This window comes from Thioalkalivibrio halophilus (assembly GCF_001995255.1).
Taxonomy (GTDB): domain Bacteria; phylum Pseudomonadota; class Gammaproteobacteria; order Ectothiorhodospirales; family Ectothiorhodospiraceae; genus Thioalkalivibrio; species Thioalkalivibrio halophilus.
Genome location: NZ_MUZR01000013.1, coordinates 33766 through 46171 on the forward strand (window position 1 = coordinate 33766; position 12406 = coordinate 46171).

Sequence of the window (12406 nt, forward strand, 5' to 3'; positions counted from 1 at the left end):
GAGATGCGTGATGCGCGAAGACTGGAAGAAACACCTTGTCGATTCCGGTGCCGAATTCGAGGGCGACGAGCTCGTCCACTACGGCAACCCGGAGCGTGAACGGCAGATGGCCGTCAACGGCGATGTCATCTGCGACCTTTCCCATCGCGGGCTGCTGGAGATCCGCGGTGCCGATGCCACCGAATTCCTCCAGGGCCAGTTCGGCAACGATATCCGGCAGGTGGACGAGCGGCACGCCCAGCTGTCCAGTTACGCCAGCCCCAAGGGCCGCACCTATGCGGTGTTCCGTGTCCTGCGCACTCAGGACGGCTTTCTGCTGGAGATGCCGGCGGATCGCGTGGAGCCGGTCGCCAAACGACTGCAGATGTTCGTCCTGCGCTCCGACGTGATCATCGAGCAGGCCGGCGACAGCCGCATCCGCTTCGGCCTTTCCGGTCCGGATGCCGAGAAGGAGCTGCAGGACGCCCTGGGCGCCTGTCCCGCGGAGATCCACGAGGTCGTGGAAAAGGACGGGGTGACGGCGCTGCGCGTGCAGGGCGTGCACCCGCGTTTCGAACTGTTCGGCGGCTTCGACGCGATGCGCCGGCTGTGGGACGCCCTCAATGTGCGCGGCGCCCCGGTGGGCCCGCACGAATGGCAGCTGCTGGACATCCTCGCCGGGATCCCGAGCGTGGTCGAGGCCACCACCGAGATGTTCGTGCCGCAGATGCTCAACCTGCACGCCCTGGGCGCGATCAGCTTCGACAAGGGCTGCTATCCGGGGCAGGAGGTGGTCGCGCGCATGCACTACCTCGGCAAGCTCAAGCGGCGCATGTTCCGCCTCGCGATCCAGGATGGCGAACCCCCGACACCGGGCATGCCGGTGTTTCGCGCCGATGGCAAACCCGACCAGGCCGATGGCGAACTGGTCGCCGTCGAACTGCACCCCGACGGCCAGTATTCCGCGCTGGCGGTGCTCAAGGTGGACGCGGCCGAGGCCGAACTGCGCTGCGGCGCCCCGGACGGTGCGCCGGTGACGCTGTGCGACCTCCCCTACGACGTTCCCGAAGGGGCCTGACGCATGCGCTTTCTGTTCTTTTTCTTCGTCCTGATCCTGCTGGCGCTGTGGGCGGCGTTCTTCAGCCGCCCCGACAATCCGACCCTGTCCAACTGGCTGTACGCCCTGGCCGGCGTACTCGCAGTGTTGTTCCTGATCGGTTATCTCCGCCTCGACGGGGTGATCTGACCTCTCGGGCCACCGAGCCCCTCGTCCCCCCTGCGCTTTTTGGGGAAATAATTGGGTACACATACAAAAGGCTCCGCCGGTTGCGACCGACGGGGCCTTTTTGCCCTGCTGGCGTTCTACGACTTCCCGGCCGCGCACAGGCAGTCGATCCGGACCACCAACCCGATCGAATCGACCTTCGCCACCGTGCGCCTGCGCACCGCCAAAACCCGAGGTTGCGTGACGCGTAACACCATTTCGAGCCTGACGTTCAAGCTCGACCGGAGTGCCGCCTGATCCAGTCATCGCTCATCCACCAGACTTGACCATAACTCCACCCGCGCAGCCGACCCCTTTGTGCGCCAACGTACAGATATCCAGGACCCCGCATCGTAGGGTGGCGCCACGGAATCGGCCGGAATCATCCCGGCTGTTCCCGTGCCCCCGCAGTACCGGTCGCATCCCGCGCCGGACGGGAAACAACCTGGAGAACGCACCAATGAAAAGACTGATCGCGCTCACACTCTGTCTCGCCGGGACGCTCCCCTTCGCCGTCCAGGCCCAGCAAGCAGGCTCAACGGCGAACTTCGGACCCTCCATGGGCGACCGCGAGTTCTCGCTTTCCGGAAGCGGCAGCAGTAGCCGCAAATTCGACAACACCAACTTTGGCATCTCGGGCGATCTGGGCTGGTACCTGCGCGATCACATGATCGCCGGGGTCCGTCAGAGCATCAACTACGCCGACCTCGAGGGCGAGTCCCTGATCGATGACTACTGGAACGGAGCCACCCGGGGCTACCTCAACTTCCAGACAACGGACGGAAGGCTGCGTCCCTTTGGTGGGGGCAGCCTGGGGTTCATCTACGGCGACGGGATTAAAAACAGCGCGTTCGCCGGTCTGGAAGGCGGCCTGAAGTATTACGTGCTGGAAAACACCTACGTCCTGGGCCGCATGGAATACCAGTGGTTCTTCAGCCGCTCCAGCGATGCAGAGGATGCTTTCCGCGATGGCGCGTTCGCCTACACCGTAGGCCTTGGCTACAACTTCTGAGCCTTCTTGCCCGGGGCAGGGTCAATCCGAAAGAACGCCTGCTGCCCTGCCCCGAGGCACACCACGATCAGGGGAGCAGCAGCCCCCCGCCACTATCCAGTCGGGCCAAAAAGTCGCTTCATAACGGGTCGAAGAGCCGGTTGACAGAAAACTGGGTCCGTCCACGATCCGGCCCCTTTCGTTCACGACCCAATGCACAGCGCCCTTGTCCTGGACGACATGGGGCGACCCCGCGAGAACACGCAAACGCGCTTCAACCAGCATCTCGCTGAAGATCCTTTTGAACACCTCATATGAAGTATCGAAAGAATCTTTAAGCACCTGTTCTCTTGCCTTTTTTCTGTCTCCTGTCACCTGAAACCCAACACGCCCGGTGACGAATGTGCGGCAACGAACAGATGCCCCCTCAGTTGCGACCCCAATCTGCCGTTTCGGATGCAAAGCGGGCCCTCCCGGTCGCAGTCGCACTCCAAAGGCTCTGCGCCAGGCCAACGCGGTGGGTAACGTTTCAGGAGGCACGTAATGATGAAAAAGGTGATCGCAGTCATGCTCTGCCTGGCTGGACCATTCACCCTTTCCGTCCAGGCTCAACAAGGATCGGCCGCCAACTTTGGGCCCTCCATAGGCGACCGCGAATTCTCGCTTTCCGGGAGTGGCAGCAGTGACCGGAGTTTCGACAACACCAACCTCGGCATCACGGGTGATATAGGCTGGTATCTGCGTGGCCACTTGGTCCTCGGCGTCCGCCAGGACATTCACTACGCCGACTTCGAGGGCGACTTCCTGACCAATGACTTCTTTCAAAACACTGCCGGCCGCCTGCGTCCCTTCGCTGGCGGGAGCCTGGGCGCATTCTACGGCGACGGCGTCAACGACAGCGGGTTCGCCGGATTGGATGGGGGCTTGAAGTACTACGTCCTGGACGACACCTACGCCCTGGGTCGCATTGAATACCAGTGGTTCTTCAGCCGCGCGAACGACGCAGAGAATGCGTTCCTCGATGGTGACGTTTCGTACACCGTCGGACTTGGCTACAACTTCTGATTCTCGTCCAGGGCCGGGACCAGACACGCACGCAGGATTTGCCTGTATCGCTCGTCGCTCTCACGGGCGCACCGGAGGCGTCTCCGCGTTCGCATGCTCGAAGGGGACCAGACGCCGACGCTCCTCGTCCCACAGGGCGAGTCGTGCGCAGTGGAGACTTTGCCGCAGCGTGAGACGACTAATCTCGCGAAGCTGCGGGAAATCCTTCAGCACCTCGGGCAACCGGTAGAACGGGATGCGGCTGGCGAGATGATGGACGTGGTGTACCCCGATATTCGCGGTCATCCAGCGCAACGGAGCCGGCAGATCATAGCAGGAGCTCCCATAGAGCGCGGCTTCGCGGAAGGACCACTCCTCGTCGTGCGCCCAGCAAGTATTCTCGAACTGGTGCTGCACATAGAACAGCCAGACGCCGATGGAAGAAGCCAGAATCGCGATCGGCAGGTGCACCAGAAGAAAGGTTCCCACCCCCACCAGCGACATCATCGCAATGACGACCAGCACGATGGCCGCATTCGTACCCATGGTGCTCAGCCACGGCATCCATCCCGCACGCATGAACCCGACGGGTACGCGGTTCCGCAACATGAACAGGTAGACCGGACCCAGGCCGAACAGGATCAGCGGGTGGCGGTACAGCCGGTAACGCAGCCGCTGCGCCCGCGGCAGGGCCTGGTATTCACGTACGCTCAAGGTGTCGATGCCCCCCTCGTCAGCGCGATCCAGATTGCCCGAGTGCGCGTGATGGAGGGCGTGGGTGTGGCGCCAGAGGTCGTAGGGCGTGAGCGTCAATACCCCCAGGGCCCGTCCCACCCAGTCGTTGGCGCGCCGGGACGGAAAAAACGACCCGTGCCCGCAGTCATGCTGGATCATGAACAGCCGCACGAGAAATCCAGCGGCGGGTATCACCAGCAACAGGCCGAGCCAGTAGCCCGCGCTCACGCTTGCCCAGGTCAAAAACCAGAAAAGGCCGAACGGGATCATCGTAACGAGCAGTTCGAAGACGCTGCGGGCGAGGCGCGGCGCACGATAAGCGGACAGTGCCCGCTGTAACGCTCGGGGATCACCGGTTGTTTCCTGGTGCAGTACTTCTGGATCCATGTATGGACTCCGTAATAGGCTCGACCTCCAACCTACGGGTTCGCAACCCATCGCCGGCGTGCCGGTTTCCGATACTGAGCCATCGCCCCGATACCGGTCACAATAGCCATTGCCTTTTAAGACATATTGGACCCATGCGCGTTCACCGACTGTTTGACACCGCACACCGAACCCGCGATGCCGCTACCCCGCGCGGGCAGCCCCGGGGTGGGCTTCAAAAGCGCCAACTACGTTGACCGATAGGGGCGGCTTCGTTCTCTGGCTGGAGCTCCCGGAGGCCGTCGATGCGCTGGCCCTGTATCGCCGGGCCCTGGGCGAGGGGATCAGCATCGCACCCGGCCCGCTCTTCTCGCCGACCGGCAAGTACCGTCATCACCTGCGCCTGAACTGCGCTCAGCCCTGGGGCGCGCGCCTCGAACGTGCACTGGCGCGCCTCGGCGCGATGGCCCGGGAAGCCGCTGCCTGAACCGGAATGCCCCCTCGGGATTCGTCTGGGCGTTCTCCACTTCGACTCGCGCCGGACATCGCGTCGCGGCCCGGCGTCCAATGGGGGCGCATCCGACGGGCGCACAAAAAAGCCCCGCCAGTAATTTACCGGCGGGGCCTACCGTTCCTAAGAATGGCAAACAGGATGGTATATATGGCGTTTTTTGCCCTATAACTTCCTGATTTTCTGGGGTGTTTGGTGGAGCGGAGGAGGATCGAACTCCCGACCTTCGCGTTGCGAACGCGACGCTCTCCCAGCTGAGCTACCGCCCCTCGAGATGCTGCGCATTCTAGCAGGGACCCAAGGCCACGGGAACCCCGGCGGCCATCCGGTTGTTCCCGGGAACGGGTCGCATTTCGGTAACGGGTGCCACAATCCGTGCGCCGTTTCGCGTGCGGCATGACAGGCAGCCGCCTAGAATGAGCTTTCTGATCGAGTCATTTGCCACAGCTCATGAGCGCGCATCCTCACATTGATGACTGGCCCCATACCTCTTCGCCGGAGTCCGGAACGAGTCTCTCCGTGCGTATCCTGGGAGCCAGCGGCGGCATCGGGCCGGGTCGCCGAACGACCTCCATTCTGATCGACCGGGACATCCTGATCGACGCCGGCAGCGGCGTGGGCGACCTGGAACTCCCGGAGCTCCAGGCCATCCGGCACGTCTTCCTGACACACTCGCATCTGGACCACGTGGCGTTCCTGCCTTTCCTGATCGACACCGTGTTCCGGGTGGACGCCCCGCCGGTAACCGTTCACGCGCTGCCCGACACCCTGGAAGCGCTGCAGCGCCACATCTTCAACTGGGTGATCTGGCCGGATTTCACCGCCCTTCCAACCCCGGAGCATCCCGCGCTGCGTTTTCGCGCTCTCGAACCCGGCGAACAGATCGACCTCGACGGACGCTGGATCACCGCCCTCCCCGCGAGACACACCGTTCCGGCGGTGGGCTATTCGGTCAGCCGCCCCGACATCGGGGCCTTCGCCTTCAGCGGGGATACCACCTCGACCCGGCACCTGTGGCGGACCCTCAATGAGCTGCCCCGCCTCGACCTGCTGATGATCGAGACCGGGCTGCCGGACGAGATGGATCACCTCGCCGGCGCCACCCGCCACTACACCCCGTTGCAGCTGGTACGCGACCTCGACCACCTGCGGCATCGGCCAAGAATCGCGATCACACACCTCAAACCCGGCTACGAGCAGACCATTCGCGAACAGCTGGCCACCCGCAACAACGGCGACATGATCGTCCTCTCCGGGAACGAGCGCTTCGAGCTGGTCGGCTGACACAGAACACGGACCGGACAGCGCCGCGATTGGTCGCGCACCGGAGCTGTGGCATCCTTGGCGGATGCGACCCCTGATCCGACTCTTTTTCCGCGGCGTGCGCCTGGTTCTCACGCCCTTCATGCTCGTGGGCGAGAAGGTGACCCGCCCGCGCGGAATCCAGCGTGATCCCGAAGAGCAGGCACGGGTGGACGAACAGACCCGCGCCCTCGCGCTCTACCACTTCCCCGCCTGTCCGTTCTGTATCAAGGCGCGCCGTGCCATGCAGCGCCTGTCGCTGGACATCGAACTGCGCAATGCCCAGCCGGCCGGCGAACACCGCGAGACCCTGCAGACGGAAGGCGGCAAGCTGCAGGTCCCCTGCCTGCGGATCGAGGAAGGAGGCGGCAGCGTGCGCTGGCTGTACGAGTCGGGCGCGATCATCGACTACCTCGAGTCGCGCTTTGATCCGGACCGGGCCGGAGCCGACCGCAATACCGAGGGCTCCTGAACCCGCAAATGACAGGGGGCGGCACGTGGCCACCCCCTCGAGACCGGATCAGACCCGGAAGTGTCCAACCCGCTGCTGCTGTTCGGAAGCCAGTTTCGACAGCTCCTCCGAGGCATTCGCGATCTCGCGCGAGCCACTGGCCGTCTCGTCCAGCACCTGGGTGATGTTGGAGATGTTGCGGTTGATCTCCTCGGCCACCGAGGACTGTTCCTCGGCCGCGCTGGCGATCTGCGTATTCATCTCCGAGATGGTGGTCACCGACTGCGTGATCGACTCCAGCGACTCGCCCGCCTCGTTCACCTTCTCGCGGCTGGAATGCGCCCGGTTCTTGCCTTCTTCCATCGCCTGAACCGCCTCGCGCGTGCCGTTCTGGACGCGTTCGATCATACCCTGGATCTCGTGAGTCGAATCCTGGGTCCGGCTCGCCAGGGTCCGCACCTCGTCGGCCACCACCGCGAAGCCGCGCCCCTGCTCACCGGCCCGGGCCGCCTCGATCGCCGCGTTAAGCGCCAGCAGATTGGTCTGATCGGCGATGTCCCCGATCACCTCCAGCACCTTGTTGATCTGCTCGGCGTCGGTCGACAGCCGCTCGATCACTTCGGCGGTGTTGTCCACCTGCGAGGTCAGATGGTTGATCGACTGCACCGTCTGCTGCACCAGCTCGCGCCCGGCGTTGGCATCCTGGTCGGTGGTCTGGGCCGCCGTGGCCGCGTCGGAGGCGTTGCGCGCGACCTCGGCCACCGTCGCGGTCATCTCGTTCATCGCGGTGGCCACCTGGTCGACCTCGTCCTTCTGCCGCGTGACCTGACCGTTGGTCTGTTCGCTGGTCGCGGACAGCTCGTTGGCCGCGGCCGCCACCTGGTCGCCACCGGCGGCGACTTCCTTGACCAGGTCCTGGATCTTGCCCACGAAGCGGTTGAACGCCGCCGCCAGATCCCCCAGCTCATTGTTGCCGTCGGCCTCCAGCCGGCGCGTCAGGTCACCATCGCCGGACGCGATGTCGTCCAGGCGCGTGACGGTCTGGCGCAGCGGCCGCACGATGCTGCGCGACAGCAGCCAGGCCAGCAGCAGGCCGAGACCAATGGCGACCACGCCCACCGCCACCACGGTGGTGGTGGCATTGCGGGCCATCGCCACGTAATCGCTGCGATCGACCATCAGCTCCAGCACGCCCACCGGCTCGCCGGAGAAATCCTCCACCGCGCGCCCGACCACGGCCATCGGGCGGCCGTCGTGGCGAACGTTGCGGATCATCTCCTCGCCGTCGAGGATGCGCCGCATCTCCTCCCGACTGAAGGTCGACTCGCCATTGATGGTGCCGGCAAAGACCTCGAAACCGCCATCACGATCGAGGTGTACCGCCACGGGTGATCCGGTTTCTTCGGTGAAGGACTCGAAGAATGCGTCATCGAAGGCCATGCCGAATTCCAGCGAGCCGATGTGCTCGTTCTGGTAGGACACCGGCACCATCCCGCGGATCCCGATGCCGAACGGGCCCTCTTCCAGCCCGGTAATCGGCTGCCGATTGCGGTTCACTTCCAGGATCGTCTGGCGCACGTCCGACAGGTCGTCGCCGTAGTTGTCGGGACTGTGGGTACGCAGGAAAGAGGTCGCCGGCGGCGTATGGAAGTGATACTGGCGCACGTCATGCTCGTCGCGCAGCTGGCCATATCCCGGCTGGGTCAGTTCCAGCAGGCGCTCAGATCCCCCTCGGCGAACGCCTGCTGAATCACCGGAATCTCGGCGATGGCCCGCGCCATCGATTCGCCCCGTTCGGCTTCCTGCTCCAGCTGGCGGATCAGCAGCCCGCTCAGGTCGTTCAGTTCCCGTTGCTCCGCGCGGTCCGCCATGTTGCCGAGGCTGTTCATCACCACCACCAGCGTGAGCACCACGACCGCCACCACAACGATGGTGACGCCGCCCATCAAGCGCGTTCCGATACGGATATTCCTGAGCATGGCTTTCCCTCTTTTGGTGTTACGGCATTCTGATCGATGCGCATTCTGCCGGGCCCTGCCCGGCCGGATGGCCAAATCAGCATACCCTCACATACTAACGGCGGCCGTCCGGAAACCTTGATCCGAATCGGCCGCCGTCGCGGAAAGCCACCTTCCGGCACGGGGCACAACACCCCGGCCGGCGGGACCCACGGTCAGACACGGAAGCGCCCGGTGCGCTCCTGCTGCGCCGAGGCCAGCTTCGACAGCTCCTCCGAGGCGTTGGCGATCTGCTGCGATCCGGCCACGGTCTCGTCCAGCACCTGGGTGATGTTGGAGACGTTGCGGTTGATCTCCTCGGCCACCGAGGACTGCTCTTCGGCCGCGCTGGCGATCTGCGTGTTCATGTCCGAGATGCTGCTGATGGACTGCGTGATCGACTGCAGCGACTGCCCCGCATCGTTCACCTGTTCCACGCTGGAATGCGCCTGCCGGCGTCCGTCCTCCATGGCCTTCACCGCGTCGCGCGTGCCGTTCTGCACCCGCTCGATCATCCCCTGGATCTCCTGGGTCGAATCCTGGGTCCGGCTCGCCAGAGTCCGCACTTCGTCGGCCACGACCGCAAAGCCGCGGCCCTGCTCGCCGGCCCGCGCCGCCTCGATGGCCGCGTTCAGCGCCAGCAGGTTGGTCTGATCGGCGATGTCCCCGATCACCTCCAGCACCTTGTTGATCTCCTCGGCATCGGTCGACAGCCGCTCGATCACCTGCGCGGTGTTCTCCACCTGGGTCGACAGGGTGTTGATCGCACTGACGGTCTGTTCCACCAGCTCCCGACCGTGGGTCGCATCCTTGTCCGTGCTCTGTGCGGCTTCCGCCGCCTCGGTGGCGTTGCGGGCGACCTCGGCCACGGTCGCGGTCATCTCGTTCATGGCCGTGGCCACCTGGTCGATCTCGGACTGCTGGCGGCCGACCTGTTCGTTGGTCTGCTCGCTGGTCGCGGACAGCTCGTTGGCTGCGGCCGCCACCTGGTCGCCGCCGGCGGCAACTTCCTTCACCAGCTCGTGGATCTTGCCCACAAAACGGTTGAACGCCGCCGCCAGATCCCCCAGCTCGTTGTTGCCGTCGGCCTCCAGCCGGCGCGTCAGGTCCCCGTCGCCGGACGCGATGTCGTCCAGACGCTCGACCGTATCGCGCAGCGGCCGCACGATACTGCGCGACAGCAGCCAGGCCAGCAGGAGGCCAAGACCGATGGCGACCACGCCCACGCCCACCACGGTGGCCGTGGCATTGCGGGCCATCGCCACGTAATCGCTGCGATCGACCATCAGCTCCAGCACGCCCACCGGCTCGCCGGAGAAATCCTCCACCGGACGCCCGACCACCGCCATCGGGCGGCCGTCGTGCTCGGTCCGGCGCACCAGTTCCTCACCGCCGGCAATCCGCTCCATTTCCTCACGGTTGAAGGTGGAGTCGCCGTTGATGGTGCTGCCGAAGGCCTCGAAGGTCCCGTCGCGCTGCAGGTAGAGGGCCACCGGGGCTTCCGTATCCGCCGTGAAGTCCTCGAAGAAGGCATCGTCGAAGGCCATGCCGAATTCCAGCGACCCGATATGTTCACCCTCGTGGGAGACCGGGACGATGCCGCGGATGCCCAGGCCGGCCACCCCTTCCTCGAGCCCGGAGATCGGCCGGCGGTCGCGGTTGGTATCGACCACGGTCTGGCGGAACCCGGAGAGGTCATCGTCGTAGCGATCCGGACGGTGTGCCCGCAGGAAGGACGTCGCCGGCGGCGTATGGAACTGATACTGACGTACGCCGTATTCCTCGTAGAGATGATCAAAACCCGGGACCGTCATCTCGTGCAGCCGTTCGCGGTCGCGCCGGGCGAAGGCCTGTTGCACGTCCGGAATGGCGGCCACGGCCTGCGCCATCGCGGTCCCGCGATCGGCCTCCTGATCGAGCTGCCGGATCAGCAGTTCGCTCAGGTCGTTGAGTTCCCGTTGCTCCGCGCGGTCCGCCATGTTGCCGAGGCTGTTCATCACCACCACCAGCGTGAGCACCACGACCGCGACCACCACGAGGGTGACGCCGCCCATCAGGCGGGTTCCGATCCGGATATTCCTGAGCATCTCTCTCTCCCTTGAAGCTTTCTTCGCGCCCGGGATTACGGGCGCCATGCTACGAGTCTCTCGCCCCCGCTAGCGGCCGGCCGCGGCCCGACTTGAGCCGCGCGGGTCACACGCCTCCCCACGCACTCAGCCCACGTGCCGCAGCAGCAACGGCTCGGCGAGCGCATACACCGCGAGGCTGACCAGCACGATGGCGACCACCGACAGCAGGGCCCCGCCGCGGATCATGTCCACCACGCGCAGGCGATTGGAGGCAAACACGATGGCGTTGGGCGGCGTGGCCACCGGCAACATGAACGCGACCGACGCGGCGAACGCCACCGGCAGGGTCATCAGTCCCACCGGCACATCCATGCGCAGCGCGAGAGCGGCCACCAGTGGCAGCAGGGTGGCGGCGGTAGCGGTATTGCTGGTCACGTGGCTGAGGGTCATGGTGACCAGCACCACCCCCGCGATCACCAGCAGCAGCGGCCACGCCTGCGCGCCCATCAGCGCCTCGGCGGTCAGTTCCGCCAGGCCCGAGGATTCAATGGCGGAACCGAGACTGAGACCGCCACCCACGAGCAGCAGCACCCCCCAGGGCAGCTCCCGCGTGTTGTCCCAGCACAGCAGCCGCCGCTGACCCGAGGCCCCGGAAGGGATCAGGAACAGCAGCCCCGCCCCGAGGATCGCGATCCCGGCGTCCGTCAGTTCCAGCGGCAGCCACGCCTCCAGCAGGGGACGAAACATCCAGGCCAGCGCCACCACCAGGAACACCGCCGCCACGCGCAACTCCGCATGGCTCCACGGCCCCAGATCGCCTACCTGCTCCTGCAGCATGCGGTCGAGCCCGTTGAGGCGGATGCGATGCACCGGGAACACCCAGCGGGTCAGCAGGAACCAGGCAATGACCAGCAGGGTCAGCGACAACGGCAGGCCCAGCAGCATCCAGTCGATGAAACCGATCCCGAGCTCGTAGCGGTCATTGAGAAACGCGACGGTCAGCGCATTGGGCGGGGAACCGATGATGGTGGCCATGCCACCGATGTTGGCCGCGAAAGCGATGCCCAGCAGCAGCGCCAGGGCCGGACTGCGGCTGTCCGGCGCCATGCCCTGCAGGCCCTGGCCCCCGTCGCGCTCCATCAGCCCCAGCACCGACAGCGCGATCGGCAACATCAGGGCCGCGGTGGCGGTATTGCTGACCCACATCGACAGCCCCGCGGTGGCCAGCATGAAGGCACCCACCAGGGTGTGCAGACCGCGGCCGGAACGCGACAGGATCGCCAGCGCCAGCCGCTGGTGCAGGCCCCAGCGCTGCACCGCCAGGGCGATCGCGAAACCGCCCATGAACAGGAAGATGGTGGGATTGGCGTAGGGTGCGGTAGCCTCGTCCATCGCCACCACGCCGGTCAGTGGCAGCAGGGCGATGGGCAGCAGGGCCGTGACCGGGATGGGCAGCGCCTCGCTGATCCACCACACGGCCATGAACAGGGTCAGGCCCAGGACCCGCCAGGCCTCCGGGGAGAAGGCCTCCGGCGGCGGGACCAGCAGGAAGGCCACGAAGACCAGCGGCCCGAGGAACAGGCCGATGCGCGCCCGCAGAGCGCTTCCGGCGGACGATCCGCCGTGATCGTGTCCGGGACCGCCGCCGGCGCCCTGCGGCGGCGTTCGCTCCCCCTCCCCGGTGGTCTCCTGCATAC

9 protein-coding genes, 1 tRNA gene and 3 pseudogenes are annotated in these 12406 nt (G+C 65.5%); 8 read left to right on the forward strand and 5 right to left on the reverse strand.

Features of this window, described 5'->3' with window-relative positions:
* Positions 1-10: 10 nt before the first annotated feature.
* The 5 genes and pseudogenes from ygfZ to B1A74_RS04835 all read left to right on the forward strand — a co-directional run bounded on the left by ygfZ (position 11) and on the right by B1A74_RS04835 (position 3299).
* The gene (gene ygfZ, locus B1A74_RS04815) at positions 11-1057 is read left to right on the forward strand and encodes a CAF17-like 4Fe-4S cluster assembly/insertion protein YgfZ (RefSeq protein WP_077243931.1); all 1047 of its coding nucleotides are present in this window, start codon (positions 11-13) and stop codon (positions 1055-1057) included.
* 3 nt (positions 1058-1060) lie between these two features.
* Positions 1061-1225: a hypothetical protein gene (locus B1A74_RS14305; RefSeq protein ID WP_018140916.1), complete on the forward strand. Its 165-nt coding sequence runs from the start codon at positions 1061-1063 to the stop codon at positions 1223-1225.
* A 102-nt stretch (positions 1226-1327) separates the two neighbouring features.
* Positions 1328-1495, forward strand: a pseudogene (locus B1A74_RS04820) (transposase); the annotation flags it as partial.
* A 307-nt stretch (positions 1496-1802) separates the two neighbouring features.
* On the forward strand, positions 1803-2255 hold the full coding sequence (locus B1A74_RS04825) for a hypothetical protein (RefSeq protein ID WP_018945629.1): 453 nt from the start codon (positions 1803-1805) through the stop codon (positions 2253-2255).
* A gap of 522 nt (positions 2256-2777) precedes the next feature.
* Positions 2778-3299 (forward strand): hypothetical protein, encoded by a 522-nt coding sequence (locus B1A74_RS04835; RefSeq protein ID WP_077243932.1) that lies wholly within the window; start codon positions 2778-2780, stop codon positions 3297-3299.
* 60 nt (positions 3300-3359) lie between these two features.
* Here B1A74_RS04835 and B1A74_RS04840 read toward each other — a convergent pair whose 3' ends face one another.
* A complete protein-coding gene (locus B1A74_RS04840; protein WP_077243933.1) occupies positions 3360-4400 on the reverse strand; it encodes a fatty acid desaturase in 1041 nt (346 codons plus the stop codon).
* 244 nt (positions 4401-4644) lie between these two features.
* Here B1A74_RS04840 and B1A74_RS04845 point away from each other — a divergent pair.
* A pseudogene (locus B1A74_RS04845) lies at positions 4645-4866 on the forward strand (PLP-dependent aminotransferase family protein); the annotation flags it as partial.
* Between the two features lie 217 nt (positions 4867-5083).
* Here B1A74_RS04845 and B1A74_RS04850 read toward each other — a convergent pair.
* Positions 5084-5159 (reverse strand) — tRNA-Ala (locus B1A74_RS04850).
* 181 nt (positions 5160-5340) lie between these two features.
* Here B1A74_RS04850 and B1A74_RS04855 point away from each other — a divergent pair.
* Together B1A74_RS04855 and B1A74_RS04860 are read left to right on the forward strand one after the other, a co-directional pair.
* Complete coding sequence (locus B1A74_RS04855) at positions 5341-6174, forward strand: MBL fold metallo-hydrolase (RefSeq protein ID WP_077243934.1); 834 nt, start codon at positions 5341-5343, stop codon at positions 6172-6174.
* Positions 6175-6238: 64 nt separating this feature from the next.
* A complete protein-coding gene (locus B1A74_RS04860; protein ID WP_018945620.1) occupies positions 6239-6664 on the forward strand; it encodes a glutathione S-transferase N-terminal domain-containing protein in 426 nt (141 codons plus the stop codon).
* A 48-nt stretch (positions 6665-6712) separates the two neighbouring features.
* Here B1A74_RS04860 and B1A74_RS04865 read toward each other — a convergent pair.
* The 3 genes and pseudogenes from B1A74_RS04865 to B1A74_RS04875 form a co-directional block, all read right to left on the reverse strand.
* Positions 6713-8622: pseudogene (locus B1A74_RS04865) on the reverse strand (methyl-accepting chemotaxis protein).
* A gap of 194 nt (positions 8623-8816) precedes the next feature.
* Positions 8817-10727, reverse strand: a complete 1911-nt coding sequence (locus B1A74_RS04870; RefSeq protein ID WP_077243935.1) for a methyl-accepting chemotaxis protein — start codon at positions 10725-10727, stop codon at positions 8817-8819.
* 126 nt (positions 10728-10853) lie between these two features.
* On the reverse strand, positions 10854-12404 hold the full coding sequence (locus B1A74_RS04875) for an SLC13 family permease (RefSeq protein ID WP_077243936.1): 1551 nt from the start codon (positions 12402-12404) through the stop codon (positions 10854-10856).
* Between the last annotated feature and the right edge of the window lie 2 nt (positions 12405-12406).

Coding starts and splice junctions, on each gene's coding strand:
- ygfZ (WP_077243931.1), top strand. CDS start 11: ATGCGCGAAGACTGGAAGAAACACCTTGTCGATTCCGGTGCCGAATTC.
- B1A74_RS14305 (WP_018140916.1), top strand. CDS start 1,061: ATGCGCTTTCTGTTCTTTTTCTTCGTCCTGATCCTGCTGGCGCTGTGG.
- B1A74_RS04825 (WP_018945629.1), top strand. CDS start 1,803: ATGGGCGACCGCGAGTTCTCGCTTTCCGGAAGCGGCAGCAGTAGCCGC.
- B1A74_RS04835 (WP_077243932.1), top strand. CDS start 2,778: ATGATGAAAAAGGTGATCGCAGTCATGCTCTGCCTGGCTGGACCATTC.
- B1A74_RS04840 (WP_077243933.1), bottom strand. CDS start 4,400: ATGGATCCAGAAGTACTGCACCAGGAAACAACCGGTGATCCCCGAGCG.
- B1A74_RS04855 (WP_077243934.1), top strand. CDS start 5,341: ATGAGCGCGCATCCTCACATTGATGACTGGCCCCATACCTCTTCGCCG.
- B1A74_RS04860 (WP_018945620.1), top strand. CDS start 6,239: ATGCGACCCCTGATCCGACTCTTTTTCCGCGGCGTGCGCCTGGTTCTC.
- B1A74_RS04870 (WP_077243935.1), bottom strand. CDS start 10,727: ATGCTCAGGAATATCCGGATCGGAACCCGCCTGATGGGCGGCGTCACC.
- B1A74_RS04875 (WP_077243936.1), bottom strand. CDS start 12,404: ATGCAGGAGACCACCGGGGAGGGGGAGCGAACGCCGCCGCAGGGCGCC.